This is a genomic window from Pseudomonas sp. RC2C2, assembly GCF_018390435.1.
Classification (GTDB): Bacteria; Pseudomonadota; Gammaproteobacteria; order Pseudomonadales; family Pseudomonadaceae; genus Aquipseudomonas; species Aquipseudomonas donghuensis.
On the sequence record NZ_JAHBAX010000001.1, the window covers coordinates 2,481,364 to 2,506,523 of the forward strand.

The following is a 25,160-nucleotide window of genomic DNA, read 5'->3' on the forward strand; positions in this document are numbered from 1 at the left end:
CAGATCGATACTATGCGCGACATGCACATATCCCCTGATGACCCCCTGCTGTTGCGCATCGTCGACGACCTGGCCACCCGTGGCTGGTCGCAGCAAGATACCTTTCTTCCAGAGCCGCTGACCCTGGCGCTGGCGGCCGAGTGCCGCAAACGCGCCGCCGAGGGCGAGCTTGCGCCAGCAGCCGTGGGCCGGGGCGTTGCCCAGGAGGTCCGCGAGGGCATCCGTGGCGACCATATCCAGTGGCTGGAACCCGGCCAGGCCGAGCCTTGCGACCACTACCTCGAGCTTATGAACAGCCTGCGCGTAGCCCTTAATCGCGGCTTGTTCCTCGGCCTTGAGGACTTCGAGTGCCATTTCGCCCTGTATCCGCCTGGTGCTTTCTACCGCAAGCACGTCGACCGCTTTCGCGATGACGACCGGCGCATGGTCTCGGCAGTGATCTACCTCAACGAGGGCTGGCAGCCCGAACACGGTGGTCAGTTGCGCATGACCCTCAGGGGCGACGTCGAGCATGACGTGCAGCCGATCGGTGGGTGCCTGGTGGTGTTCCTGTCCGGCGAAGTCCCCCATGAGGTGCTGCCGGCTCGGCGCGATCGCCTGTCGCTTACCGGCTGGTTCCGCCGCCGTGGCAACGAGCCGTTCTGAGATGCACAAGGTCCTGGTCAGTGCTTGCCTGCTCGGCCAGCTGGTGCGCTATGACGGGCGCGCCAGTGGCCATCCGGATTTGCTCCAGCAGTGGCAGGCCGAAGGGCGTGTGGTGCCATTGTGCCCTGAAGTGGCGGGCGGCTTGCCAACGCCACGGCCGCCGGCAGAGATCCCCGGTGGGCAGGGGGCGGCGGTGCTTGAGGGTGATGGACAGGTACTGACGGTCACGGGCGAGGATGTCAGTGCGCAGTTCCTGGCCGGGGCGCAGCTGGCGCTGGCGCTGGTGCGCCGCCATGGCATCCGGATTGCCGTGCTCAAGTCCGGCAGCCCGTCGTGCGGCAATGCGCTGACTTATGACGGAACGTTCAGCGGCACCAAAGTGGCGGGCGAGGGCGTGACCACGGCGCTGCTGCGCCGGGAGGGGCTACAGGTGTTCAGTGAGCTGGAGCTTGAGGCGGCGGAGTTGGCGTTAAAGCAACTTTGATCTGCAGGCCTCATCGCTGGCAAGCCAGTTCCCACAAGGTCCAGTGCTTGCAGTACCTGTGGGCGCTGGCTTGCCAGCGATGGGCTGCAAAGCAGCCCCTATCGATTACTTCGGCGGCTTGCTCGCATCCATCCCGAACCACTTCTGCGACAACTCGCTCAGCCGGCCATCGGCCTTGATTCGTTGCAGGGCGTTATCCACAGCGCTCTGGAACGCGGGGTTACCCTTCTGGAACGGAATCGCCAGGCTCAGAGTCGGGCCGACCGTGGCGCCTTTGCTTACGGGCTGCTGGCTGTCGCGAATGGCATAAGGCACCAGCAAACGGTCGCTGATGGCGGCATCGATCTGGTCGTTGGCCACATCCTTGATCGGCTGCGATGCATCCGGGTAGCTGCGCAGGTCCACGCCTTCAACCACTCGCGCCTGCTCAGCGAACTGGCTGCCCTGAACGACGCCCAGGCTATGGCCCTTGAGCGCTTGAAGGGTGCTCAGCGGGCGTTTTTCCTCCTTGCGTACAATCAACTGGGCGCTGGAGTAGGCGTAGGGTTCGCTGAAATCCAGGCGCTCCTTGAGTTCCGGGGTGGCGGCGACGTGGTTGATTGCGATGTCGTAGCTACCGCTTTCAACACCTGCCAGCAAATCCTTGGATTCAACCACGACAAAGTCGGCGCGCAGATCGAGCTCATTGGCCAGCAATTGCCCAAGTTCGACTTCAAAACCGCTCAGTTTCTCGTTCTTGTCCTTGAAGTTGAACGGCGCCATGTTGGCTTCTACGGCAATGCGCAGTTCACCGCGGTCATTGACGTCGTCGATCAGCTCGGCCTGTGCCCATGGGCTGAGGAGGGTGGCAAGTAGTACCCCAATGGCAAAACGCATTTAAGCCCCTTGAATGCTTGGCAGTGAAATCGAGTCGCCGCGACTTTCTGTTGTTGTCACGGTCGAGCACAACTTAGGACCACGTCAGGTGGAGGATGTTTAACCGGTGGCGAAATTTTTTCTCTCCCGTTGTTAAACATGTTTTGACGCATTTGGACTATGGTAATCCACCGTTGCCGTTCGTTCAGTGGCAAACGTTATTGAAGTAAAACACAGGAGAAGTGAATGAAAAGCCTATTTTCGCGTGCAGCCGTCGCCGGATTGCTGATGGGTGTCTCGGCCTTTGCCGCGGCCGCCGATGGCCTGAAAAGCCAGGAGCCGCCAAAAGACGCCAAGGTCTTCATCGTTTCCCCGGCCGATGGCGCTACGGTCGACAAGACCTTCACCGTCAAGTTCGGCATCGAGGGCATGGAGCTCAAACCGGCAGGTGATGCTACTCCGCATACCGGCCACCACCACTTGCTGGTGGATGTCGACAAGCAGCCTGCGGCCGACCAGGTGCTGCCAACCAGCCTGCTGCCGGAAAACAACGCACCGCTGCCGGCGGGCCCGCAAGTGCTGCACTTCGGCAAGGCGCAGACCGAAGTCCAACTGACCCTGACCCCGGGCCAGCACACCCTGCAACTGGTGCTGGGCGACAAGTTCCACGTGCCGTTCAAGCCGAGTGTCGAGTCGAAGAAGATCACCGTTACCGTCAAGTAAGGCGGGCATAAAAAAGGGAGGCCATCACGGCCTCCCTTTTTTGTCGCACGGAAAACTTAGAACAGAACGCGGGAACGGATGGTGCCCTTGATCTGTTGCAGTTTTTCTTGCGCCAGGTCCGAGTACTCGGCGTCAACGTCGATAACCACGTAACCGACTTTCTCGTTGGTCTGCAGGAACTGACCGGAGATGTTGATCCCGTTTTCGGCGAACACTTTGTTGATTTCGCTGAGTACACCCGGAATGTTTTCGTGGATGTGCAGCAGACGGTGCTTGCCCGGGTGCGCCGGCAGGGCCACTTCAGGGAAGTTGACCGACGACACGGAAGTACCGTTGTCGCTGTACTTGACCAGCTTCTCGGCCACTTCCAGACCGATGTTGGCCTGGGCTTCAGCGGTGGAACCGCCGATGTGCGGGGTCAGGATCACGTTGTCCAGGCCGCGCAGCGGGCTTTCGAACTGCTCGTCGTTGGAGCGTGGCTCGACCGGGAACACGTCGATGGCGGCGCCGATCAGGTGCTTGTCCTTGATGGCCGCAGCCAGGTGATCCAGCTCGACCACGGTACCGCGGGCGGCGTTGATCAGGATCGAGCCCTTCTTCATCGCACGGATTTCTTTCTCGCCGATCATCCATTGGGTGGATGGCAGCTCAGGCACGTGCAGCGAGACGATGTCGGCCAGGCCCAGCAGCTCGTGCAGGCTGGTGACCTGGGTAGCGTTGCCCAATGGCAGCTTGGTCAGCGGGTCGAAGAAGAACACCTGCATGCCCAGGCCTTCGGCCAGGACCGACAGTTGGGTACCGATCGAGCCGTAGCCGACGATGCCCAGCTTCTTGCCACGGATCTCGAAGGAGTTGGCCGCGCTCTTGATCCAGCCACCACGGTGGCAGGAAGCGTTTTTCTCGGGGATGCCGCGCAGCAGCAGGATCGCTTCGGCCAGCACCAGTTCGGCCACCGAACGGGTATTGGAGTACGGCGCGTTGAACACGGCGATACCGCGCTCACGAGCGGCGTTCAGGTCAACCTGGTTGGTACCGATGCAGAAACAGCCGACAGCGACCAGTTTCTTGGCGCAGTCGAAAACCTCTTCGGTCAGTTGAGTGCGCGAGCGGATGCCGATGAAGTGGGCATCAGCGATCTTTTCTTTCAACTCAGCGTCGGGCAGAGAACCGGTGAGGTACTCGATGCTGGTATACCCGGCGGCCTTGAGGACGTCCACGGCGGATTGGTGGACGCCTTCGAGAAGAAGGAACTTGATCTTGCTCTTATCGAGAGAAGTCTTGCTCATCTGCGTAAACCTGTGTCCCGGAGAAAAATGGCAGGGAAGTGAAGCTCTCGCAGCATCGGCCTGAAGCACGATCAGCGGGGGGCGTATGCTAGCATGAGTACCCCCCGATACGCCCATCCCTGGGACGTGAAGTGTGCTCAGGGTGACTATGAATAGTTCGAGAGTTCTATCGATGACCGATCTTGCGCTGATTGATGAACTGATGACTCTGGTAGAGCCCGGTAAGGTGCTGACCGACGCGGCCTCCCTTGACGCTTACGGCAAGGACTGGACCAAGCACTTCGCGCCGGCGCCTTCGGCCATCGTCTTCCCCAAGAGCATCGAACAGGTTCAGGCTATTGTCCGCTGGGCCAACCAGCACAAGGTCGCCCTGGTGCCGTCGGGCGGCCGAACCGGGCTGTCGGCAGCGGCGGTAGCGGCCAATGGCGAAGTGGTCGTGGCCTTCGACTACATGAACCAGATTCTCGATTTCAACGAATTCGACCGCTCGGTGGTCTGTCAGCCGGGGGTGATTACCCAGCAGTTGCAGGATTTCGCCGAAGCAAAGGGGTTGTATTACCCGGTGGACTTCGCTTCGGCAGGTTCCAGTCAGACTGGCGGCAATATCGGCACCAATGCCGGCGGAATCAAGGTTATTCGCTACGGCATGACCCGCAATTGGGTCGCCGGCCTCAAGGTCGTCACCGGCAAGGGCGATGTGCTCGAGCTGAACAAGGACCTGATCAAGAACGCCACCGGCTACGACCTGCGTCAGCTGTTCATTGGCGCCGAGGGCACCCTGGGTTTTGTGGTCGAGGCCACCATGCGCCTGGACCGGGCGCCGAACAATCTCACGGCCATGGTCCTCGGTACGCCGGACTTCGACTCGATCATGCCGGTGCTGCACGCGTTTCGTGCCAGGCTCGACCTGACCGCCTTCGAGTTCTTCTCCGACAAGGCCCTGGCCAAGATCATGGGCCGCGGCGACGTGCCGGCGCCGTTCGCGACCGACTGTCCGTTCTATGTATTGCTGGAGTTCGAAGCCAGCAACGAGGAGGTGGCCAATGACGCCCTGGCCACGTTCGAGCACTGCGTGGAGCAGGGCTGGGTGCTGGACGGGGTCATGAGCCAGAGCGAACAGCAGTTGCAGAACCTGTGGAAGCTGCGCGAGTTCATCTCCGAAACCATCTCGCACTGGACCCCGTACAAGAACGATATTTCGGTGACCGTGTCGAAAGTGCCGGCGTTTCTCAAGGATATTGACGCGATCGTCGCGGATAACTACCCGGATTTCGAAGTGGTCTGGTACGGCCATATCGGCGACGGCAACCTGCACCTGAACATCCTCAAGCCGCAGAACCTGAGCAAGGACGAATTCTTTGCCAAGTGCGCGACGGTGAACAAGTGGGTGTTCGAGACCGTCGAGAAGTACAACGGCTCGATCTCTGCCGAGCACGGCGTGGGCATGACCAAGCGCGATTACTTGACCTACAGTCGCTCGCCGGTTGAGATCGAATACATGAAAGCAGTGAAGGCGGCGTTCGACCCCAACGGGATCATGAACCCGGGCAAGATCTTCGCTGTCGAGTAAGCCACAGGCACAAGAGCATCCAATAGCGCCAGGAGTCGGCAATGAGCTATCAGCACCAGTATGTAGACGGCACGCGTATTCACTTTCCCCTGGGCAAGGTGGTGTGCATCGGGCGCAACTATGCCGAGCACGCCCAAGAGCTGGATAACCCGATCCCGACCGAACCCCTGTTGTTCATCAAACCGGGCAGTTGTGTGGTGCCGCTCGACAGCGGCTTCAAGATCCCGACTGAGCGCGGTTCGGTGCATTACGAGACAGAAATTGCCGTGTTGCTCGGCAAGTCGCTGTCTACCAACCCGACCGTAGAAGAAGTGCTCGACGCTATCTCCGGCTTCGCCCCGGCCCTGGACCTGACGCTGCGCGATCTGCAGGCACAGCTGAAGGAAAAAGGCCTGCCGTGGGAGCGCTCCAAGTGCTTCGATGGCGCCTGCGTGCTGCCGCCGTTCGTGCCGGTCAGCGCCTTTGAAGACCTGACCGACATTGGCATCCGCCTGACCCTCAACGGCGAAGTGCGCCAGGACGGCAACAGCGCACTGATGCTCAACCCGATCGTGCCGATGATCCAGCACATGGCCACGCAATTCTCGCTGATGGCCGGTGATGTGATTCTCACCGGTACCCCGGTCGGGGTTGGCCCGCTCAATCCGGGCGACAAGCTGGTGGTGGAGCTGCCAGGCGTCAGTCGTTTCGAAAGCCAGGTGCTTTAACCATGTTGGCATGGCAGCCAGTATTGTCGGCTGCCATGCGGCTTGTCGGTTTTGCCATTTTTTTCACAACCGATCCGGATAATGCGTGCGGACCTGGCTCTGCGAACGCGCCGGTTACGTGATATCAACTGGCAAAAAGAGCAAAACTTCATGGCCACTCCCCTACCTTCGAGCAATTCCGTGCCGCCTGCGCGCAAACGTGGCCTGGCCTTGCGCTGGTCCACCTGGGCGGCAGCCGCGGCAATCATCGGCTACGGCGTGGCGATTGCCATGCATTGGGATGACCGTGGCTTGCTCTGGTTGCAGGAGCGTTTCGAAAGCAAGGTCGAGCAGCAGGCCAGCATCTGGTTGCCGGATTACCAGGTCAATATCGATGCCAAGGTGCTGCCGGGCATGGAGGATGATGAAGCTTCTGACCTGTCCTACAACCCGGTGAGCAAAACCTTGTTCGCCGTCATGGGCAAGAATCCCTTCCTGGTTGAGCTGACCCTTGAAGGCGACGTGCTGCGCAAAATGCCGCTGGTGGGCTGGAGCAATCCTGAAGGGGTTGCAGTGCTGGAGGGCGGGCGCCTGGCGATTGTCGACGAGCGCGATCACAAGATGACCATCGTCACCCTCAATGCCGACACCCAATCGCTGAACATCGCCGATTTCCCGCAATACGACCTCGGCCCTTCGGAAAACCAGAACAAAGCCTTCGAAGCCGTGGCCTGGGACCCTATGCAACAGCGCATCATCCTTGGTGAAGAGCGGCCGCCGGCCTTGTTCACCTGGAGCAGCGACGGCCATAGCCCACTGACTGGCGACAAGCAGCCGCTGCCAAGCGACGAGCTGGACCTGCGCAACCTCTCGGCCCTGGGCGTCGATCCGCGTACCGGGCACCTGCTGGTGCTGTCCGCTGACTCGAACATGCTGCTGGAGCTGAACGAGAAGGGCGAGCAGGTCAGCTTCATGACTCTGCTGGGCGGTTTCAATGGCTTGAACAAGCGTATCCCGCGAGCCGAAGGCGTGGCGATGGACGACAAAGGCACGCTGTACATCGTCAGTGAGCCGAACCTGTTCTATCGTTTTAACAAGCCCTGATTTCAGACTTTTCCTACTTCAGGATTAAGTTTCACTTCAGTTGAGTGTGGGAAGATTCAGGCTGTCACTTACTGAGTCCACCTGAATGCGTCGCTACATTCGCCTGCCCCTGATTTTCCTGGTTTTGAGCCTGCTCGGCTTGCTTCTGGTCACCGCGGCCGGGCAGCAGTACCGCCTGTTCGAGCGCGGCTGGTTCAACCTCAAGACCTGGTGGCAGCCGTTCGAGCAGAGCATTGGCCTGGACCAGTACCAGGTGGTGCTGGAGGCTCAACCTGTCGAAGGCCTGGACGACGATATCTCGGCGCTGACCTTCGACCCCGACCGCAACAGCCTGTTTACCGTGACCAACAAGCGCTCCGAGCTGATCGAGCTGTCACTGGACGGGCGTATCCTGCGCCGGGTGCCGCTGACCGGCTTTGGCGACCCGGAGGCGGTGGAGTACGTCGGCCCCAACAGCTACGTGATCACCGACGAGCGCGAGCAGCGTCTGATTCGCGTGCGCCTGAACGACAACACGCCCTTTCTCGATGCCAAGGATGCCGAACAACTGACCCTGGGTATCGGCCTCAATGGCAACAAAGGTTTTGAAGGCCTGGCCTACGACTCGGCCGGCAAGCGCCTGTTCGTGGCCAAGGAGCGCGACCCGATGCTGATCTACGAGGTGCATGGCTTCCCCCATGACAACCCCGAGCAACCGTATGCGGTGCATGTGGTGCAGGACCAGAAGCGTGATTCGCGGTTGTTTGTGCGTGACCTGTCGAGCTTGCAGTTCGATGAGCGCAGCGGCCACTTGCTGGCGCTGTCGGATGAATCGCAGCTGGTGCTGGAGCTGGATGTGCAGGGCAAGCCGCTGAGCACCTTGTCGTTGCGCAAGGGCTTTCAGGGCCTGAAGAAGAGCGTGCCGCAGGCCGAAGGTATCGCCATGGACGATGCCGGGACCATTTACCTGGTCAGCGAGCCGAACCTGTTTTACGTGTTCAAGAAGCCAGCCGAGTAAACTTCATCGCTGGAAAGCCAGCTCCCACAAGCAGAACCTGTGGGAGCTGGCTTGCCAGCGATAGGCTGCAAAGCCGCCCTGAATCAGACACCTCAGGCCTTGAGGCTCTTGACCCCTTCCGAAGTCCCCAGCAACAGCAGATCCGCCGGCCGCGCCGCGAACAGGCCATTGGTGACCACGCCGACAATCGCATTGATCTGGCTTTCCAGCTCGACCGGGTTGGTGATCTGCAGGTTGTGCACATCGAGAATGATGTTGCCGTTATCGGTCAGCACACCCTCGCGGTACACCGGGTCGCCCCCCAGCTTGACCAGCTGGCGCGCCACGTGGCTGCGGGCCATTGGAATCACTTCGACCGGCAACGGGAAGGCGCCCAGTACCGGCACCAGCTTGCTGGCGTCGGCGATGCAGATGAAGGTCTTGGCCACGGCGGCAACGATTTTCTCGCGGGTCAGGGCCGCGCCACCGCCCTTGATCAGGTTCAGGTGTTCGTCGCTTTCGTCGGCACCATCAACGTAGAACTCCAGGTCGCTGACGGTGTTCAGCTCATACACCGGAATACCATGACCTTTCAGGCGTGCAGCGGTCGCTTCGGAGCTGGCCACGGCGCCGTCGAAGGCGGTCTTGTGCTTGGCCAGGGCGTCGATGAAGCAGTTGGCGGTCGAACCGGTGCCGACGCCGACGATGCTCTTGTCGTCGAGCTTGGGCAGAATGAAATCGACAGCGGCCTGGGCGACAGCCTGTTTGAGTTGGTCCTGGGTCATGCGGGCTCCGAAGCGGGGAGGAGTATCGTGAAGGCGCGTAGTATAGCGGCTAAAACCCCTGGCTTGCTGTGGTCGCCCGACAGGGCGCTGGGGTAGACTCGCAAACCTCGCCCAACCGCTCAGTGATGCTTTCCCGATGCTCGAACAGTACGTCAAGAAGATCCTCACCTCGCGCGTTTACGACGTTGCCGTCGAAACCCCGTTGCAGACCGCCGGCCAGCTGAGCAAGCGCCTGGGCAACAACATCCTGCTCAAGCGTGAAGACTTGCAGCCGGTGTTCTCGTTCAAGATTCGCGGTGCCTACAACAAACTGGCCCAGCTCAGTGCTGAAGAACTGGCCCGTGGCGTGGTCACCGCATCGGCCGGCAACCATGCCCAGGGCGTGGCCCTGGCGGCCCGTGAGCTGGGGATCAAGGCCACCATCGTGATGCCCAAGACCACCCCCGAGATCAAGGTCGAAGGCGTGCGTTCGCGCGGCGGCAAGGTGGTGCTGCATGGTGATACGTTCCCGGAAGCGCTGGCGTACTCGCTGAAGCTGGTGGACGAGAAAGGCTTCGTCTACATCCACCCCTATGACGATCCGCTCACCATCGCCGGGCAGGGCACCGTGGCCATGGAGATCCTCCGTCAGCACCCGGGGCAGCTGGATGCGATCTTCGTTCCGGTTGGCGGCGGCGGCCTGATTGCCGGCATCGCGGCCTACGTGAAGTACCTGCGCCCGCAGATCAAGGTGATCGGCGTCGAGCCGGACGACTCCAACTGCCTGCAGGCCGCCATGGCAGCGGGTGAGCGTGTGGTACTGCCGCAGGTCGGGCTGTTTGCCGACGGTGTGGCAGTGGCGCAGATCGGTCAGCACACCTTCGACATCTGCAAGCAGTATGTCGATGACGTGATCACCGTCAGTACCGACGAGATCTGCGCGGCAATCAAGGATATCTATGACGATACCCGCTCGATCACCGAACCTGCCGGCGCCTTGGGCGTTGCCGGGATCAAGAAGTACGTCGAACTCAACGGGGTGACCGGGCAGACCCTGGTCGCCATCGATTCCGGCGCCAACGTCAACTTCGACCGCCTGCGCCATGTCGCCGAGCGTGCCGAACTGGGGGAGGGCCGTGAAGCCATCATCGCCGTGACCATCCCCGAGCGGCCCGGCAGCTTCAAGGCCTTCTGCGAGGCGGTGGGCAAGCGCCAGATCACCGAATTCAACTACCGCTACCATGCCGACGGCGAGGCGCACATCTTCGTCGGTGTGCAGACCCATCCGGATACCGACCCGCGCAGTGCGCTGATCCAGAGCCTGACCGAGCAAGGCTTCCCGGTCCTCGACCTGACCGATAACGAACTGGCCAAGCTGCACATCCGCCATATGGTCGGCGGCCATGCGGCGCGGGTCAGCGATGAGCTGGTGTTGCGTTTCGAGTTTCCCGAACGCCCGGGTGCGCTGTTCAACTTCCTCAACAAGTTGGGTGGGCGCTGGAACATCTCGATGTTCCACTACCGCAACCACGGCGCGGCCGATGGTCGCGTGGTCGCCGGCCTGCAGGTGCCGGATGATGAGCGCCATCTGGTGCCGGCGGCGCTGGCCAAGATCGGCTACCCGTACTGGGACGAAACCGATAACCCGGCGTACCGGCTGTTCCTGGGCTGAGCGTCTACGCTTTTGGGCAATGCCTGAGGAAGATAAAAGAAATGGAACTGCTGACGACCCTGAAAACCGCCCACATTCTGGCCACCGTGTTGCTGCTGGGCAGCGCATTGGGGCTGGCGATCTGGACCTTTATCGCGCGCCGCAAGGGTGATGCCAGTGCCCACACGCGGCTGATGGCTCGGCCGCTGGTGTTTGTCTGGCTGTTGATGGGCATTTGCCTGGTGAGCATGCCGTTCACCGGCTGGTGGCTGGTACACCTGATCGGCTGGCCGTTGGGCCAGACCTGGGTGCTGGGTTCCAGTGTGATCTACACCGTCGGTGCGTTCAGCTGGTTCTGGCTGCTGGTGCGGGTCAATCGCCTGCGCACGGCGCCGACCGTGGGCAACCCGAAATTCACCCTGGCGCTGGCAGTGTTCAGCGGTGTGTGTTTTATCGCCATCGCCGGGCTGATGGGTGCCAAGCCGGTTTAAACGATAAGGATCGTCATGAAGGTGTTACTGGTGGGGGCCACGGGGTTCGTTGGCCGCCATCTTCTGCAGGCCTTGCACATGGCTGGCCATCAGGTTTTCGCGACCAGCCGCCATGCGCAGCCAGCGTCGCTGCCCGGGGTTACCTGGCAAATCCTCGACCTCGACCGGCTGGCGCTGGAGCCAACGGCCTATGCGCTTCCCGCCGGTATCGACCTGCTGATCAATGCCGCCGGTGTGCTCAGCACCCAGGAAGGCCAGCTGTCGCGAACCCAGGACATTGGCACCCGGGCGCTGTTCGACCTGGCGGCGCAGCGTGGCGTGCGGGTTTTGCAGATTTCTGCGCTGGGCGCCGGTGAACAGGCGGATGTGCCCTTTTTGGCCAGCAAGGCGCGTGCAGACGATTACCTGTTGGGGCTGGGCATTCCGGCCGTGGTGCTGCGCCCGTCGCTGCTGCTCGGGGCCGGCGGCACCAGCAGCCAGTGGCTGGCGCGCTTGTCACCCTGGCCAATGATTGCGCTGCTGGGCCTCAAGGCGCAGTTGCAACCCCTGCACATCGACGACCTGAGTGCGGCGGTGCTGGCGCTGATGCGACAGTGGCCGGCGCAGCCCTGCGTCGTGCCGTTGGTCGGCCCGCAGCAAATGACCTTGGCCCAAGTATTGGATAGCCTGCGTGCAGCACAGGGCTGGGCGCCAGCCCGCTACCTTGAAGTGCCGTCAATGCTCGCTCGGCCTGCGGTCTGGCTTGGCGATCGCCTCGGCTGGCGGGCATTGAACAGCCAGAGCCTGCGCCTGGCCCGGCGCGACAATTGCGCCGACCCCGATATCCTCGCCGGGCACTGCGGTTATCGCTGCGCGCCGCTGGCCTCGCGGTTGGCAACCTGGCCGAGCGCCGCCCAGAGCAGCCAGCTGGCGTTACGACCGCTAATGCTGGCGGTGTTGGTGCTGATCTGGCTGGGCACTGCCGTGGTCAGCCTTGGCCCTGGCCATGACTGGGGCCTGCGTATTCTTGCCGAAGCCGGTTTGCAAGGCTATGCGGCAACCCTGGCGGTAATTGCCGGCTCACTGTGCGATTTCGTCCTCGGCATCGGCCTGCTGCTGCGCCGTTGGCGACGCCGGGCGCTGCAGGCGCAACTGCTGTTGATGCTCGGCTACACGCTGATCATCAGCGTGGTGCTGCCGCATTACTGGTTTGACCCCTACGCTGCCGTCGCCAAGAACCTGGTGATGATGGTGGCTACCCTTTGGCTTCTATGGACTGAACCGCGTCGATGAGTGCTTACCTGCTGCTCAAAACCCTGCACATCCTGTCTTCTACCGTTCTGTTCGGCCTCGGTGCCGGTTCGGCCTACTATGCCCTGCGCGCCTGGCGTACCGGCAAGGTCGAGGTAATCGCGACGACCTTCAAGCACCTGGTGTTCGCCGACTGGGCATTTACCGCGACCACTGCGGTGTTCCAGCCATTGAGCGGCATCGGCCTGGTGTTGCTGGCCGGGTGGCCGCCGCACCAGAGCTGGCTGATGTGGAGCTTTGGCTTGTACGTGTTTGCCGGCATCTGCTGGCTGCCGGTGGTGTGGCTGCAGATTCGCGTGCACAGGTTGGCCGAGCAGGCCTTGCGCGACGGTGTGGCGATGCCGATGAAGGCGACCAGCTACATGCGCTGGTGGTTTGGCCTGGGCTGGCCGGCGTTCCTGGCGTTCATGGTGATTTTCTACATGATGGTCGCCAAGCCAAGCTGAGGCCGCTGCCGGGGAGGCAGCGGCCACTCACGCATCAATCGCGCAGGCTGATCACTGGCCAGCCGCGTTTCTGGGCTTCGGCACGCAGGTTCGGGTCGGGGTCGACCGCCACCGGGTTTGTGACCTTTTCCAGCAGTGGCAGGTCGTTCATCGAGTCGCTGTAGAAGTAGCTGTCATCCAGGCTATAGCCGTTCTCCAGCAGCCAGCGGTTCAGGCGCGTCACCTTGCCTTCACGGAAGCACGGTATATCGGTACTGCGGCCGCTGAAACGACCGTCGACCATTTCGCATTCGGTGGCCAGCAGGGTCTGAACGCCCAGGCGTTTGGCGATCGGGCCGGTGATGAAACGGTTGGTGGCGGTGATGATCACCAGCTTGTCACCGGCATCCCGATGCTTCTTCAGCAGGGCCAGCGCCTTGGGCAGGATGATCGGCTCGACGCAATCGCGCATGAAATCGCGATGCCATTCGTCGAGCTGGGCGATTTCCGTGGTCGCGAGGATTTCCAGGCTGAAGTTCAGGTAGGCACTGAGGTCCAGCTTGCCGGCCAGGTAGTCCTGATAGAAAGCGTCGTTGCGGTTCTGGTACTCGACCGGGTCGAGAATGCCGCGTTCGCACAGGTAATCCCCCCAGGCGTGGTCGCTGTCGCCACCAAGGAGCGTATTGTCCAGATCGAATAAAGCCAGGCGCATTTAAGTCACTCGCATAACATCTGAAAAGTCCCACAGAATACGGACTTTTCACAACGGTGCACATAAGGTAAACAGGCGCGTTGCTGGCTTCGTGACCTTTGTGGAACAATGCCGTGACATGCGTTTGCGAGGTTGCTGCCGTGATCGACCCCGATGGTTTTCGCCCCAATGTCGGGATCATTCTGACGAATGATCTTGGGCAGGTGCTATGGGCTCGACGGATCAACCAGGATGCCTGGCAGTTTCCCCAGGGAGGTATCAACCCCGAGGAAACGCCGGAAGATGCCCTGTACCGCGAGCTGAACGAAGAAGTGGGGCTGGAGCGAGATGATGTTGAAATTCTTGCCTGCACCCGCGGCTGGTTGCGTTATCGTTTACCCCAACGCCTGGTCCGTACCCACAGCCAACCGCTGTGCATCGGCCAGAAACAGAAATGGTTCCTGTTGCGCCTGGTCTCCAACGAGCAGCGGGTGCGGATGGACTTGACCGGTAAACCGGAGTTCGACGGCTGGCGCTGGGTCAGCTATTGGTATCCGCTGGGCCAGGTGGTGACATTCAAGCGCGAGGTTTACCGCCGCGCTCTCAAAGAGCTTGCCCCGCGCCTGCTGGCGCGCGACTGACGACGGAGTTCGACCCCGAGCCATGCTCAATACGCTGCGCAAGATCGTCCAGGAAGTTAACTCCGCCAAGGATCTCAAGACGGCGTTGGGGATCATTGTGTTGCGCGTAAAAGAGGCCATGGGCAGTCAGGTCTGCTCCGTCTACCTGCTCGATCCCGAGACCAACCGCTTCGTGCTGATGGCCACCGAGGGCTTGAACAAGCGCTCGATCGGCAAGGTCAGCATGGCCCCCAACGAAGGCCTGGTCGGCCTGGTCGGTACCCGGGAAGAGCCGCTGAACCTGGAAAACGCCGCCGATCACCCGCGTTATCGCTACTTCGCCGAAACCGGCGAGGAGCGTTTTGCCTCCTTCCTCGGTGCACCGATCATCCACCACCGCCGCGTGGTCGGGGTGTTGGTCATCCAGCAAAAGGAGCGCCGTCAGTTCGATGAAGGCGAAGAAGCCTTCCTGGTGACCATGAGCGCGCAGCTCGCCGGGGTTATCGCCCACGCCGAGGCCACCGGCTCGATCCGCGGCCTGGGCCGTCAGGGCAAGGGTATCCAGGAGGCCAAGTTCGTCGGCGTACCCGGTTCACCCGGCGCTGCGGTGGGCAAGGCGGTGGTCATGCTGCCGCCGGCCGACCTCGACGTGGTGCCGGACAAGACCGTCGATGACATCGACGCCGAGCTGCTTCTGTTCAACAACGCCCTGGAAGGGGTGCGCGAAGACATGCGCAACCTCTCCGCCAAGCTCGCCACCCAATTGCGCCCGGAAGAGCGCGCGCTGTTCGACGTCTACCTGATGATGCTCGAAGACGCGGCCCTGGGCGGTGAAGTGGTGCAGGTGATCAAGACCGGCCAGTGGGCCCAGGGCGCGCTGCGCCAGGTGGTCGGCGAGCACGTCAATCGTTTCGAGCTGATGGACGATGCCTACCTGCGCGAGAGGGCTTCCGACGTGAAGGATCTGGGCCGGCGACTGCTGGCCTACCTGCAGGAGGCCCGTCAGCTGTCGTTGGTCTATCCCGACAACACCATTCTGATCAGTGAAGAACTGACTCCGGCGATGCTCGGCGAGGTGCCGGAAGGCAAGCTGCTCGGCCTGGTCTCGGTACTGGGCTCAGGCAACTCCCACGTCGCTATCCTGGCCCGGGCCATGGGCATCCCGACCGTCATGGGCCTGGTTGACCTGCCGTACTCCAAGGTCGACGGCATCGACATGATCGTCGATGGCTACAAGGGCGAGGTCTACACCAACCCCAGCGAAGTGCTGCGCAAGCAGTACGCCGAAGTGGTCGAAGAAGAGCGCCAGCTGGCCCAGGGCCTCGACGCCCTGCGCGAACTGCCTTGCGTAACCCTCGATGGCCACCGCATGCCGCTGTGGGTCAACACCGGGCTGCTCGCCGATGTCGCCCGCGCCCAGCAACGTGGCGCCGAAGGTGTCGGCCTGTACCGTACCGAAGTACCGTTCATGATCAACCAGCGCTTCCCCAGTGAAAAAGAGCAGCTGGCGATCTACCGCGAGCAACTGGCGGCCTTCCACCCGCTGCCGGTAACCATGCGCAGCCTGGATATCGGCGGTGACAAGGCGCTGTCGTACTTCCCGATCAAGGAAGACAACCCGTTCCTCGGCTGGCGCGGTATTCGCGTCACCCTCGACCACCCGGAAATCTTCCTGGTGCAGACCCGCGCGATGCTCAAGGCCAGCGAAGGCCTGAACAACCTGCGCATCCTGCTGCCGATGATTTCCGGTATCCACGAACTCGAAGAAGCCCTGCACCTGATCCATCGGGCCTGGGGCGAAGTGCGCGACGAAGGCACCGACGTGCCGATGCCGCCGGTGGGAGTGATGGTTGAGATTCCCGCTGCGGTGTACCAAACCCGCGAGCTGGCACGCCAGGTGGATTTCCTGTCGGTCGGCTCCAACGACCTGACCCAGTATTTGCTGGCGGTGGACCGCAACAACCCGCGCGTCGCCGACCTCTATGACTACCTGCACCCGGCGGTGCTCCAGGCCCTGCAGAACGTGGTGCGCGACGCCCACGCCGAAGGCAAGCCGGTGAGCATCTGCGGTGAAATGGCCGGTGACCCGGCGGCAGCGGTACTGTTGATGGCCATGGGCTTCGACAGCCTGTCGATGAACGCCACCAACCTGCCCAAGGTGAAGTGGATGCTGCGTCAGGTCAGCCTGAGCAAATCCAAGGAGCTGCTGGCCCAGGCCATGAGCATCGACAACCCGCAAGTTATCCACAGTTCGTTGCAGCTGGCCCTGAAGAATCTGGGCCTGGCGCGGATGATCGGGCCCGGGGTGGGCAAGGCCTTGTGATTTTAGGGCTGCTTTGCAGCCCATCGCTGGCAAGCCAGCTCCCACAATGGACCTGCATTCACCGACCCTGTGGGAGCTGGCTTGCCGGCGATAGCGTCAGACCTGCAAACACACCTCCCCCAGATGCCCGCCAAGCGGCCCAAAACTGCGCTCCAGCAACCGCCGCCGACCATCCGCCTCGACAATCAGCACCGTACTGGCCCGCGTCCCGTAGTTCTGGCTGGCGATAAACACGCTCGACAGCAACCGTTCGGTCCCCAACCCCACGCCGGTCTCCGGCAGCTCGCTGTCCGCCGCCGGCAAGTTATCCCCAAGCAGCTCCAGCAAGCGCTCGGGCTGCGGATCGGCCAGGTGCTGCTGCAACCCCGCCCGCGCCTTGAGCAGCTTCGGCCAGGGCGTATCCAGCCCGGCATTGGACACGCCGTAAACCCCTTCGCCCAGCAGCTGCGGCGTAGGTTGTCGGGCATTCAGGTAACCCAGTTGTGCGTTATCGGCGACCAGCAGGTTGAAGCCCGAATACTGCTGGCTACGGCTGGCGACCTGATCCAGATAAGCCTCGACCCCCAGCTCACCTCGCAGGAACGCCGCCACCAGCTCGCCCCGCGACCGGGCGCCCTGGGGCTGATGCGGGTCGCGGATATTGGTCAGCGCCGCAAAGCGGCCATTGGGCCCGACACCCAGCCAGGTGCCGCCGGCTTCCAGGTCGCGCCCGGCGTAAACCCCGGGCGCATCCTCCCAGGCCCCCAGCACACGGCTGGGGCGGGCGTAGAACTCATCACGGTTGGCCGCGACGATCAGCGGCTGGGCATGCCCCGGCCGCCAGGCAAAAACGATCAGGCACATAGGTGGGCCTCTGTGTTTTTGCCCACTCTACCCATAGCGTCCGACGCGATCCATCGACTTAATGTGTCTTCACTAGAGCCGCAGGCCTACCTTCCGTTACCATGCCGGACTGAATTTACGGGGGGCGGCAATGGAATTCGTGCTCTATCTGGCGCTGGGCGCCTGCGCAGGCGTGCTGGCCGGGCTGTTCGGCGTTGGTGGTGGCATCATCATCGTGCCGGTGCTGGTGCTCAGTTTCACTGTGCAAGGCTTCGACGCTTCGGTGCTGACCCACCTGGCGGTGGGGACTTCGCTGGCGACCATTGTCTTCACCTCGGTCAATGCCATCCGCGAGCACCACCGCAAGGGCGCAGTGCAGTGGCCGATCTTCGTCTGGATGACCCTGGGGATACTGATCGGCGCCGGTATCGGCGCCAAAACCGCCTCGGCGATCCAGGGCCCGATGCTGCAAAAGATCATTGGCGTGTTCGCCCTGGTGATCGCCGTGCAGATGGCCCTGGACCTCAAGCCCAAGGCCAGCCGCGGCATCCCCGGCAAGCCCGGGCTGACGGTTGCGGGTAGCGTGATCGGCTGGGCCTCGGCAATCTTCGGCATTGGCGGCGGCTCGTTGACCGTGCCGTTCCTGACCTGGCGCAGCCTGCCCATGCAGCAGGCAGTGGCAACGTCGTCGGCCTGTGGTTTCCCGATTGCCGTGGCCAGTGCCCTGAGTTTCATCTGGCTGGGCTGGCATGACCCGCATCTGCCGGCGCACAGCCTGGGCTTCGTGTACCTGCCGGCGCTGCTGGGCATTGCCCTGACCAGCATGTTTTTCGCCCGCTTCGGCGCGCGCCTGGCACATAAACTGTCGCCACGCTTGCTCAAACGGCTGTTTGCCGCGCTGCTGTTCTGCGTCGGCTTGAGCTTTTTGCTTTAACGAGAGGAGTCACCATGCTGCCTTACCCGCAGATCGATCCAGTGGCCGTGGCCCTGGGTCCGCTGAAAATCCATTGGTACGGCCTGATGTATCTGGTCGGCATCGGCGGCGCCTGGCTGCTGGCCTCGCGTCGCCTCAACCGCTTTGACCCGACCTGGAGCCGCGAGAAGCTCTCCGACCTGGTGTTCTGGCTGTCGATGGGGGTGATTGTCGGTGGTCGCCTGGGCTACGTGCTGTTCTATGACCTGCACGCCTATCTGGCCAACCCGACCTTGATCTTCGAGGTATGGAAGGGCGGCATGTCGTTCCACGGCGGCTTCATCGGCGTCATGCTCGCGGCCTTGTGGTTCGGCAAGCGCAACAACAAGTCGTTCTTCGAGCTGATGGACTTCGTCGCGCCACTGGTGCCGATTGGCCTGGGCGCCGGGCGTATCGGCAACTTCATCAATGCCGAGCTGTGGGGCAAGGCCACCGACGTGCCGTGGGCCATGGTCTTCCCGCCGTTCAGCGACCCGGCCCAGCTGCCACGTCACCCGTCGCAGCTGTACCAGTTCGCCCTGGAAGGTGTGGCATTATTCCTGATTCTCTGGCTGTACTCGCGCAAACCGCGTCCGACCATGGCAGTTTCCGGCATGTTCGCGCTGTTCTACGGAATTTTCCGCTTTATCGTCGAATTCGTGCGGGTACCCGACGCCCAGCTTGGCTACCTTGCCTTTGGCTGGTTGACCATGGGGCAGTTGCTTTGCGTGCCGATGATCCTCGGCGGCATCGGCCTGATCTGGTGGGCCTATAACCGCAAACCCACGGCCAAGGCCGCCGTTTGAATTTCCACGGCAGGGCGATCCCCTGCCGTCCTAGCTACAGGTAAGCCATGAAACAGTATCTAGATCTGGTCCGTGACGTGATCGAAAACGGCACCCTGCAGGGTAACCGTACCGGCATCCGCACCATCAGCCTGCCGGGCGCCATGCTGCGCTTCGACCTGCAGATGGGCTTTCCGGCCATCACCACCCGCAAGCTGGCGTTCAAGTCGGCGATCGGCGAGATGGTCGGTTTCCTGCGCGGCGTGAAGAACGCTGGCGAGTTTCGCGAGCTGGGCTGCAAGGTCTGGGATCAGAACGCCAACGAAAACGCCCAGTGGCTGGCCAACCCGTTCCGCCAGGGCCATGACGACCTCGGCGAGATCTACGGCGTGCAATGGCGCCAGTGGCCGGCTTACAAACGCATCCCGCTGAGCAACCCGGCCGCCATCGAGCTGGCCCGGAGCCAGGGCTTCCAGCAGATCGCCCAGGCCGAGGAAGACGGTGAAGCCTTCGTCGTGCTGTACAAGGCCATCGACCAGATCCGCCAGTGCATCGACACCATCCACAACGACCCGGGCAGCCGCCGCATCCTGTTCCACGGCTGGAACTGCGCCCAGCTCGACGAGATGGCCCTGCCGCCGTGCCACCTGCTGTACCAGTTCCACCCGAATGTCGAGACCAGGGAAATTTCCCTGACCCTCTACATCCGTTCCAACGACCTGGGCCTGGGCACGCCGTTCAACCTCACCGAAGGCGCTGCCTTGCTGTCGCTGATGGGCCGCCTGACTGGCTACACGCCGCGCTGGTTCACCTATTTCATCGGTGATGCGCACGTCTACGAGAACCACCTGGACATGCTCAACGAACAGCTCAAGCGCGAGCCGCTGGCAGCGCCGAAGCTGGTGATCAACGATCGCGTGCCGGAATTCGCCAAGACCGGCGTGTACGAGCCGCAGTGGCTGGAGAAGATCGAACCGAGCGACTTCAGCCTTGAAGGCTACGAGCACCACGCGCCAATGACGGCGCCGATGGCGGTCTGATTAACCGTCTGAAATTACTGTGGGAGCGGGCACCTCAATCAGTGCCCGTGGCTCCTGCCCACATGCGAATGCTCCGCCTCTGGCGCCGTCACCGCACCATTGACCTCAAGATGCTGCAGGATCGAGCACTGGACCTCCTTGGGATGGCAGTGCTGACGCAGTTCCAGCAGTTGGGCCTGCAGGGCCTGCAGGCCGTCGATACGCGCCTTGACGTGCTGGATATGCTCGTCGATCAGGGCGTTGACGCTTTCACACTGGTCTTCCGGGCTGTCGCGCAGGTGCAGCAGGCTGCGGATTTCTTCCAGGGTCATGTCCAGGGTGCGGCAGTTGCGGATGAAGGTCAGGCGCTCGACGTGGGCCTGGGTGTACATCCGGTAGTTGCCCTCGCTGCGCGCCGGCTCCGGCAGCAGGTTTTCCCGCTCGTAGTAACGGATGGTTTCCACCGCGCAATCGGTGGCCTTGGCCAGTTCTCCGATCTTCATCTGCAAATACCTCGACAAGTGGCTTGACCCTATAGTGGCTACAGGGTGTTCACTTGGCAACAGGACATTTAAGGATGAACCCATGAACCAGCCTGTCAGCCACACCCCAGGTAAAGCCGCCCACGATCATGAGCACAGCCATGATCACGCCAAGCATGAGCATGCCGAGCACGCCCACAGCAGCTGCTGTTCCCACGACGCCGCGCCGGCGCTGGTGCAACTGAGCGAGGCGAGTAGCGCCGGTGCGCGGTTGAGTCGTTTCCGCATCGAGGCCATGGATTGCCCGACCGAGCAGACGCTGATCCAGAACAAGCTGGGCAAGCTGGCGGGGGTCGAGCAGCTGGAATTCAACCTGATCAACCGCATCCTCGGTGTACGCCATACCCATGCCGACACTGTCGTCATCGAGCAGGCCGTAGCCTCGTTGGGCATGCAGGCTGAACCGCTGAGCGATGCCACCGAGGAAGCTGGCGCTACGCCTGCGCCAGCGAAAAAGCACTGGTGGCCGCTGGCGTTGGCCGGTGTGGCGGCGCTGGGCGCCGAGGCCATCCATTTCGCCGAGCTGGCGCCTTCCTGGGTGGTGGCCCTGGTCGCCCTGGTGTCGATCCTCAGCTGCGGCCTGGGTACCTACAAAAAGGGCTGGATCGCGCTGAAGAACGGCAACCTCAATATCAACGCGCTGATGAGCATCGCCGTGACCGGTGCGGTGTTGATCGGCCAGTGGCCGGAAGCGGCCATGGTCATGTTCCTCTTCACCGTCGCCGAGCTGATCGAAGCACGCTCGCTGGACCGCGCGCGTAACGCTATTGGCGGCCTGATGCAGTTGAGCCCGGACCTCGCCACCGTGCAGCAAGCCGATGGCCAGTGGCGTGAGCTGGACGTCAAGCAGGTCGCCCTGGGCGCGCTGGTGCGGGTGCGTCCCGGCGAGCGCATCGGCCTGGACGGCGAGGTGGTCAGCGGCCAGTCAAGTATCGACCAGGCGCCGATCACTGGCGAGAGCCTGCCGGTAGAGAAGGGCCCGGGCGACAAGGTGTTCGCCGGTACCATCAACCAGGCCGGTGCGCTGGAGTACCGGGTCACGGCGGCGGCCGGGCAATCGACCCTGGCACGGATCATCAAGGCCGTGGAAGAAGCCCAGGGCGCGCGGGCGCCGACCCAGCGCTTCGTCGACCAGTTCTCGCGCATCTACACCCCGGCCGTGTTCGCCTTTGCCCTGGCGGTAGCGGTGATTCCGCCGCTGTTCATGGCTGGCGCCTGGTTCGACTGGATCTACCGCGCCCTGGTATTGCTGGTGGTGGCGTGCCCGTGTGCGCTGGTGATTTCTACCCCGGTGACCATTGTCAGCGGCCTGGCTGCGGCGGCGCGCAAAGGCATCCTGGTCAAGGGCGGGGTGTACCTGGAAGGCGGGCGCAAGCTCGACTTCCTGGCCCTGGACAAGACCGGCACCATCACCCATGGCAAGCCGGTGCAAACCGACCATGAAGTGCTTGAGCCGTTGTTCGAAGGCCGTGCCCAGGCGCTGGCGGCCAGCCTCGCCGACCGCTCCGACCACCCGGTCTCCCGTGCCATTGCCGTGTTCGCTACAGAGCAGCAACTGCCCCTGAGCGAGGTGACGGCCTTCGAAGCCCTGGCCGGCCGAGGTGTGCGCGGCGAAATCGACGGCGAGCTGTATCACCTGGGCAACCATCGCCTGGTCGAAGAACTGGGCCTGTGCTCGGCGCAGCTCGAAGCCCGGCTCGATGCCCTCGAGCGCCAGGGCAAGACCGTCGTGCTGCTGCTCGACAAGTCCGGCCCGCTGGCGCTGTTCGCCGTCGCCGACACGGTCAAGGACAGCAGCCGCGAGGCGATTGCCGAACTGCATGAGCTGGGTATCAAGACTGTCATGCTGACCGGCGACAATCCGCACACGGCCCAGGCCATTGCCGCCCAGGTCGGTATCGACCAGGCCCATGGCAACCTGCTGCCGGCCGACAAGCTCAAGACCATCGAAGACCTGTACGCCCAGGGCCATCGGGTCGGCATGGTCGGCGACGGTATCAATGATGCGCCGGCCCTGGCCCGGGCCGAGATCGGTTTTGCCATGGCTGCGGCCGGTACTGACACTGCCATCGAGACCGCCGACGTGGCGCTGATGGATGATGACTTGCGCAAAATCCCGGCCTTCGTCAGGCTCTCGCGCCAGAGTGCGGCGATCCTGACCCAGAACATCGTCCTGGCCCTGGGGATCAAGGCGATCTTCCTGGCGGTCACCTTCGCCGGCATGGCAACCATGTGGATGGCGGTGTTCGCCGACATGGGCGTGAGTTTGCTGGTGGTCTTCAACGGCCTGCGCCTGCTGCGTAAATAGAGGATGTATGTTGAGTTCCGAGTTGAAAGCCTTCTACATGGTTGCCCGCCTGGGCAGCATTACCCTGGCGGCGAAGAAACTCGGGCTCAGCCAACCGACGGTGACCACGCAGATCCGCAACCTGGAAAGCCAGTACGCGGTGGAGCTGTTCTACCGCGGCGGTCGGCGCCTGACCCTCAGTGACGACGGCACGCGGCTGTTGCCGATGGTCAAGGCGCTGCTGCAGCAGGAAGCCGATATCGAGTTCTTCCTGCGCAACAGCGGCCAGGGCCAGGGCAGTTTGCGCATCGCCGCCACGGCGCCGTATTACATCCTCGACCTGGTGAAGATCTTCCGCGAGCGCCTGCCACAGGTGGAGGTGTCGGTGGAGATCGGCAACTCCCAGCAGGTGCTGGAGTTGCTCGAAGACTATCGGGTCGATCTGGCCGCGTCTTCGCAACTGGTCGAGGATGCGCGCCTGGTACGGCGGGTGCTGGGTACCGATCCGCTGGTGGTGGCGGTGCATCGTAACCATGTGTTGGCCAGCCGTGAGTCGCTGCCGTTGTCGGCACTGGCCGGGCATTGCCTGTTGGTGCGTGAGCAGGGTTCGACCACGCGCAAACTGACCGAACAGATGCTGGAAGCGGCGGGGGTGAAGGTTGGGTCGCTGCTGGAGATCGGCAGCCGCGAGTCGATTCGCGAGGCGGTGCTGCGCAATATCGGCATCAGCATCATTGCCCGCCATGAAGTGCCGCATAACCCCGAGCTGCGGGTGCTGAGCCTGGAGGGTGCGCCGGTGATGCATGAGTATCTGTATTGCCTCAAGGAGCGGCGCCAGGCGCGCTTGCCGGCGGCGTTTCTGGGGCTGGCCCAGGAAGTTGCGGCGGTAGAGATATAGATAATCGCTGGCAAGCCAGCTCCCACAGGGTACTGCATGCACTGGACCTGTGGGAGCTGGCTTGCCAGCGATGCAAGGCGCAGCCTTGCCAACCGAGATCACACCAAAATCTGCCTATACCACTATCGGCAACTTTTGCCTCTGCGCCACAGAACCTTCGCATTGCCTGCCTAGCATGACCCTCATTCGTTCGATGAGGTCCTGCCATGAACACTGCGGTCGCAAACCCAGGCGCACAGATGAAGGTGCGCGGTATCCACAAGCGCTTCGGCGCCTTTACCGCCCTGCATGATGTTTCCCTCGACGTCGCTGCCGGGGAGCTGGTGTGCTTGCTGGGCCCGTCCGGCTGTGGCAAGACCACCCTGCTGCGCTGCATTGCAGGCCTGGAGCGCCAGGACCGCGGCACCCTGTACATCGGTGAGCGCGACATCTCCGAGCTGCCGCCCCAGGCTCGTGACTATGGCATCCTGTTCCAGTCCTACGCGCTGTTCCCCAACCTTACCGTCGAAGCCAACATCGCCTACGGCCTGGCTGGCAGTGGCCGTGACGAAGTGCGCCAGCGGGTGGTGCAGATGCTCGAGCTGGTGGGCCTGAGCGGCAGCGAGAAGAAGTACCCCGGCCAGCTTTCCGGCGGCCAGCAACAGCGGGTGGCCCTGGCCCGCGCCCTGGCCCCGGCACCTTCGTTGCTGCTGCTCGACGAGCCGATGTCGGCCCTCGATGCCCGGGTTCGCGAGCACCTGTGCAGCGAACTGCGCCAGCTGCAGCGCCAGCTCGGCATTACCACCCTGATGGTCACCCACAATCAGGACGAAGCCATGTTGATGGCCGACCGCATTGCGGTGATGAACAACGGCCAGGTCGAACAGTACGCCACCCCGCAGGAAATCTACGACAAGCCGGCCACGCCGTTCGTTGCCGAGTTCGTTGGCCAGGGCAACTGGCTGCCGTTCCAGCGTCACAGCGACAGCCATGCCCAGGTCGGTGCGCTGAACATGCGCCTGGCCGACGGTGCCGGCCAGGCCCGTAGCGGTCGCCTGTTCTGCCGCCCGGAAGCGATCAGCGTCAACCCGCCGGTGCACGAGGAGAACCTGTTTCCGGCACGGGTGCGCGAGATCACTTTCCTGGGTAATCGCTGTCGCATGAGTTTCGAATTCAACGAGCTGCCAGGCCATGCCCTGCTTGCTGAAGTCGCCCCCGAGTCGATGCCGCGCCTGGGCTCCCAGGACATCTGGGTCGCCTTGCCGCCGCGCAGCCTGCAGGTGTTTGCCTGA

The 25,160-nt window shown here is 62.7% G+C and carries 25 protein-coding genes; 19 read left to right on the forward strand and 6 right to left on the reverse strand.

The annotated features are described in order from the left end of the window. Positions 1–12: 12 nt before the first annotated feature. Positions 13–645 carry a 2OG-Fe(II) oxygenase gene (locus KHO53_RS11515; RefSeq protein WP_010222120.1) on the forward strand — a complete coding sequence of 211 codons (633 nt, stop codon included), beginning with the start codon at positions 13–15 and terminating at the stop codon, positions 643–645. A 1-nt stretch (position 646) separates the two neighbouring features. Continuing rightward, the gene (locus KHO53_RS11520) at positions 647–1,129 is read left to right on the forward strand and encodes a 2-thiouracil desulfurase family protein (RefSeq protein WP_159387972.1); all 483 of its coding nucleotides are present in this window, start codon (positions 647–649) and stop codon (positions 1,127–1,129) included. A gap of 105 nt (positions 1,130–1,234) precedes the next feature. Here the strand turns inward: KHO53_RS11520 and KHO53_RS11525 are convergent, their stop codons facing one another. Continuing rightward, positions 1,235–2,005 carry a transporter substrate-binding domain-containing protein gene (locus KHO53_RS11525; protein WP_159387973.1) on the reverse strand — a complete coding sequence of 257 codons (771 nt, stop codon included), beginning with the start codon at positions 2,003–2,005 and terminating at the stop codon, positions 1,235–1,237. A gap of 225 nt (positions 2,006–2,230) precedes the next feature. Between KHO53_RS11525 and KHO53_RS11530 the strand changes: the two genes are divergently transcribed. Beyond that, a complete protein-coding gene (locus KHO53_RS11530; RefSeq protein WP_010222123.1) occupies positions 2,231–2,707 on the forward strand; it encodes a DUF4399 domain-containing protein in 477 nt (158 codons plus the stop codon). Between the two features lie 56 nt (positions 2,708–2,763). Here the strand turns inward: KHO53_RS11530 and serA are convergent, their stop codons facing one another. After that, the gene (gene serA / locus KHO53_RS11535; RefSeq protein ID WP_010222125.1) at positions 2,764–3,993 is read right to left on the reverse strand and encodes a phosphoglycerate dehydrogenase; all 1,230 of its coding nucleotides are present in this window, start codon (positions 3,991–3,993) and stop codon (positions 2,764–2,766) included. A gap of 172 nt (positions 3,994–4,165) precedes the next feature. Here serA and KHO53_RS11540 point away from each other — a divergent pair, with 172 nt between their 5' ends. From KHO53_RS11540 to KHO53_RS11555, 4 genes are all read left to right on the forward strand, one after another. Beyond that, on the forward strand, positions 4,166–5,563 hold the full coding sequence (locus tag KHO53_RS11540) for a D-2-hydroxyglutarate dehydrogenase (protein WP_213570315.1): 1,398 nt from the start codon (positions 4,166–4,168) through the stop codon (positions 5,561–5,563). Between the two features lie 41 nt (positions 5,564–5,604). Beyond that, positions 5,605–6,270, forward strand: a complete 666-nt coding sequence (locus KHO53_RS11545; RefSeq protein ID WP_010222128.1) for a fumarylacetoacetate hydrolase family protein — start codon at positions 5,605–5,607, stop codon at positions 6,268–6,270. A gap of 150 nt (positions 6,271–6,420) precedes the next feature. Next, positions 6,421–7,353 (forward strand): SdiA-regulated domain-containing protein, encoded by a 933-nt coding sequence (locus KHO53_RS11550; RefSeq protein ID WP_036995367.1) that lies wholly within the window; start codon positions 6,421–6,423, stop codon positions 7,351–7,353. 85 nt (positions 7,354–7,438) lie between these two features. Continuing rightward, on the forward strand, positions 7,439–8,350 hold the full coding sequence (locus KHO53_RS11555; RefSeq protein WP_036995368.1) for an SdiA-regulated domain-containing protein: 912 nt from the start codon (positions 7,439–7,441) through the stop codon (positions 8,348–8,350). Positions 8,351–8,442: 92 nt separating this feature from the next. Here KHO53_RS11555 and rpiA read toward each other — a convergent pair whose 3' ends face one another. Next, positions 8,443–9,114 carry a ribose-5-phosphate isomerase RpiA gene (gene rpiA / locus KHO53_RS11560; RefSeq protein ID WP_010222132.1) on the reverse strand — a complete coding sequence of 224 codons (672 nt, stop codon included), beginning with the start codon at positions 9,112–9,114 and terminating at the stop codon, positions 8,443–8,445. Between the two features lie 136 nt (positions 9,115–9,250). On the opposite strand from rpiA, the gene ilvA reads away from it, so the two are divergent. The 4 genes from ilvA to KHO53_RS11580 are packed head-to-tail and all read left to right on the forward strand — an operon-like array spanning position 9,251 to position 12,971. Then, positions 9,251–10,765 (forward strand): threonine ammonia-lyase, biosynthetic, encoded by a 1,515-nt coding sequence (gene ilvA, locus KHO53_RS11565; RefSeq protein WP_036995369.1) that lies wholly within the window; start codon positions 9,251–9,253, stop codon positions 10,763–10,765. Positions 10,766–10,806: 41 nt separating this feature from the next. Continuing rightward, a complete protein-coding gene (locus KHO53_RS11570; protein ID WP_159387975.1) occupies positions 10,807–11,235 on the forward strand; it encodes a DUF2269 family protein in 429 nt (142 codons plus the stop codon). A 15-nt stretch (positions 11,236–11,250) separates the two neighbouring features. Then, complete coding sequence (locus KHO53_RS11575; protein ID WP_213570316.1) at positions 11,251–12,507, forward strand: SDR family oxidoreductase; 1,257 nt, start codon at positions 11,251–11,253, stop codon at positions 12,505–12,507. Next, on the forward strand, positions 12,504–12,971 hold the full coding sequence (locus tag KHO53_RS11580; protein WP_036995374.1) for a DUF2269 family protein: 468 nt from the start codon (positions 12,504–12,506) through the stop codon (positions 12,969–12,971). The genes KHO53_RS11575 and KHO53_RS11580 overlap by 4 nt, the downstream gene beginning before the upstream one ends. 34 nt (positions 12,972–13,005) lie before the next feature. Here the strand turns inward: KHO53_RS11580 and KHO53_RS11585 are convergent, their stop codons facing one another. Further along, entirely contained in the window at positions 13,006–13,662 is a 657-nt protein-coding gene (locus KHO53_RS11585; protein ID WP_010222139.1) for a histidinol-phosphatase, read from the reverse strand. A gap of 140 nt (positions 13,663–13,802) precedes the next feature. On the opposite strand from KHO53_RS11585, the gene KHO53_RS11590 reads away from it, so the two are divergent. Both KHO53_RS11590 and ptsP read left to right on the forward strand, forming a co-directional pair. Next, a complete protein-coding gene (locus KHO53_RS11590; protein WP_010222140.1) occupies positions 13,803–14,282 on the forward strand; it encodes an RNA pyrophosphohydrolase in 480 nt (159 codons plus the stop codon). A gap of 22 nt (positions 14,283–14,304) precedes the next feature. Continuing rightward, positions 14,305–16,584 carry a phosphoenolpyruvate--protein phosphotransferase gene (gene ptsP, locus KHO53_RS11595; protein ID WP_010222141.1) on the forward strand — a complete coding sequence of 760 codons (2,280 nt, stop codon included), beginning with the start codon at positions 14,305–14,307 and terminating at the stop codon, positions 16,582–16,584. A 96-nt stretch (positions 16,585–16,680) separates the two neighbouring features. On the opposite strand, the gene KHO53_RS11600 is transcribed toward ptsP, so the two are convergent. Then, a complete protein-coding gene (locus KHO53_RS11600; RefSeq protein ID WP_213570317.1) occupies positions 16,681–17,427 on the reverse strand; it encodes an NRDE family protein in 747 nt (248 codons plus the stop codon). A 130-nt stretch (positions 17,428–17,557) separates the two neighbouring features. On the opposite strand from KHO53_RS11600, the gene KHO53_RS11605 reads away from it, so the two are divergent. From KHO53_RS11605 to KHO53_RS11615, 3 genes are read left to right on the forward strand one after another with little or no spacing between them, the layout of a single operon-like run. Next, on the forward strand, positions 17,558–18,340 hold the full coding sequence (locus tag KHO53_RS11605) for a sulfite exporter TauE/SafE family protein (RefSeq protein ID WP_036995375.1): 783 nt from the start codon (positions 17,558–17,560) through the stop codon (positions 18,338–18,340). 14 nt (positions 18,341–18,354) lie between these two features. Beyond that, positions 18,355–19,164 (forward strand): prolipoprotein diacylglyceryl transferase, encoded by an 810-nt coding sequence (gene lgt, locus KHO53_RS11610; protein WP_036995377.1) that lies wholly within the window; start codon positions 18,355–18,357, stop codon positions 19,162–19,164. A gap of 47 nt (positions 19,165–19,211) precedes the next feature. Further along, on the forward strand, positions 19,212–20,183 hold the full coding sequence (locus tag KHO53_RS11615; RefSeq protein WP_213570318.1) for a thymidylate synthase: 972 nt from the start codon (positions 19,212–19,214) through the stop codon (positions 20,181–20,183). A gap of 38 nt (positions 20,184–20,221) precedes the next feature. Here the strand turns inward: KHO53_RS11615 and cadR are convergent, their stop codons facing one another. Beyond that, positions 20,222–20,665, reverse strand: coding sequence for a Cd(II)/Pb(II)-responsive transcriptional regulator (cadR, locus tag KHO53_RS11620; RefSeq protein ID WP_010222147.1), 444 nt, complete (start codon positions 20,663–20,665; stop codon positions 20,222–20,224). A gap of 82 nt (positions 20,666–20,747) precedes the next feature. Here cadR and KHO53_RS11625 point away from each other — a divergent pair, with 82 nt between their 5' ends. From KHO53_RS11625 to KHO53_RS11635, 3 genes are all read left to right on the forward strand, one after another. Beyond that, positions 20,748–23,012, forward strand: coding sequence for a heavy metal translocating P-type ATPase (locus KHO53_RS11625; RefSeq protein WP_159387977.1), 2,265 nt, complete (start codon positions 20,748–20,750; stop codon positions 23,010–23,012). 7 nt (positions 23,013–23,019) lie between these two features. After that, positions 23,020–23,889 (forward strand): LysR family transcriptional regulator, encoded by an 870-nt coding sequence (locus KHO53_RS11630; protein WP_010222149.1) that lies wholly within the window; start codon positions 23,020–23,022, stop codon positions 23,887–23,889. A 206-nt stretch (positions 23,890–24,095) separates the two neighbouring features. Beyond that, positions 24,096–25,160, forward strand: coding sequence for a putative 2-aminoethylphosphonate ABC transporter ATP-binding protein (locus KHO53_RS11635; protein WP_213570319.1), 1,065 nt, complete (start codon positions 24,096–24,098; stop codon positions 25,158–25,160).

Bases quoted from the DNA above. Each gene is read 5' to 3' on its own strand.
- KHO53_RS11515 (WP_010222120.1), top strand. From the start codon at position 13: ATGCGCGACATGCACATATCCCCTGATGACCCCCTGCTGTTGCGCATC.
- KHO53_RS11520 (WP_159387972.1), top strand. From the start codon at position 647: ATGCACAAGGTCCTGGTCAGTGCTTGCCTGCTCGGCCAGCTGGTGCGC.
- KHO53_RS11525 (WP_159387973.1), bottom strand. From the start codon at position 2,005: ATGCGTTTTGCCATTGGGGTACTACTTGCCACCCTCCTCAGCCCATGG.
- KHO53_RS11530 (WP_010222123.1), top strand. From the start codon at position 2,231: ATGAAAAGCCTATTTTCGCGTGCAGCCGTCGCCGGATTGCTGATGGGT.
- serA (WP_010222125.1), bottom strand. From the start codon at position 3,993: ATGAGCAAGACTTCTCTCGATAAGAGCAAGATCAAGTTCCTTCTTCTC.
- KHO53_RS11540 (WP_213570315.1), top strand. From the start codon at position 4,166: ATGACCGATCTTGCGCTGATTGATGAACTGATGACTCTGGTAGAGCCC.
- KHO53_RS11545 (WP_010222128.1), top strand. From the start codon at position 5,605: ATGAGCTATCAGCACCAGTATGTAGACGGCACGCGTATTCACTTTCCC.
- KHO53_RS11550 (WP_036995367.1), top strand. From the start codon at position 6,421: ATGGCCACTCCCCTACCTTCGAGCAATTCCGTGCCGCCTGCGCGCAAA.
- KHO53_RS11555 (WP_036995368.1), top strand. From the start codon at position 7,439: ATGCGTCGCTACATTCGCCTGCCCCTGATTTTCCTGGTTTTGAGCCTG.
- rpiA (WP_010222132.1), bottom strand. From the start codon at position 9,114: ATGACCCAGGACCAACTCAAACAGGCTGTCGCCCAGGCCGCTGTCGAT.
- ilvA (WP_036995369.1), top strand. From the start codon at position 9,251: ATGCTCGAACAGTACGTCAAGAAGATCCTCACCTCGCGCGTTTACGAC.
- KHO53_RS11570 (WP_159387975.1), top strand. From the start codon at position 10,807: ATGGAACTGCTGACGACCCTGAAAACCGCCCACATTCTGGCCACCGTG.
- KHO53_RS11575 (WP_213570316.1), top strand. From the start codon at position 11,251: ATGAAGGTGTTACTGGTGGGGGCCACGGGGTTCGTTGGCCGCCATCTT.
- KHO53_RS11580 (WP_036995374.1), top strand. From the start codon at position 12,504: ATGAGTGCTTACCTGCTGCTCAAAACCCTGCACATCCTGTCTTCTACC.
- KHO53_RS11585 (WP_010222139.1), bottom strand. From the start codon at position 13,662: ATGCGCCTGGCTTTATTCGATCTGGACAATACGCTCCTTGGTGGCGAC.
- ptsP (WP_010222141.1), top strand. From the start codon at position 14,305: ATGCTCAATACGCTGCGCAAGATCGTCCAGGAAGTTAACTCCGCCAAG.
- KHO53_RS11600 (WP_213570317.1), bottom strand. From the start codon at position 17,427: ATGTGCCTGATCGTTTTTGCCTGGCGGCCGGGGCATGCCCAGCCGCTG.
- KHO53_RS11605 (WP_036995375.1), top strand. From the start codon at position 17,558: ATGGAATTCGTGCTCTATCTGGCGCTGGGCGCCTGCGCAGGCGTGCTG.
- lgt (WP_036995377.1), top strand. From the start codon at position 18,355: ATGCTGCCTTACCCGCAGATCGATCCAGTGGCCGTGGCCCTGGGTCCG.
- KHO53_RS11615 (WP_213570318.1), top strand. From the start codon at position 19,212: ATGAAACAGTATCTAGATCTGGTCCGTGACGTGATCGAAAACGGCACC.
- cadR (WP_010222147.1), bottom strand. From the start codon at position 20,665: ATGAAGATCGGAGAACTGGCCAAGGCCACCGATTGCGCGGTGGAAACC.
- KHO53_RS11625 (WP_159387977.1), top strand. From the start codon at position 20,748: ATGAACCAGCCTGTCAGCCACACCCCAGGTAAAGCCGCCCACGATCAT.
- KHO53_RS11630 (WP_010222149.1), top strand. From the start codon at position 23,020: ATGTTGAGTTCCGAGTTGAAAGCCTTCTACATGGTTGCCCGCCTGGGC.
- KHO53_RS11635 (WP_213570319.1), top strand. From the start codon at position 24,096: ATGAACACTGCGGTCGCAAACCCAGGCGCACAGATGAAGGTGCGCGGT.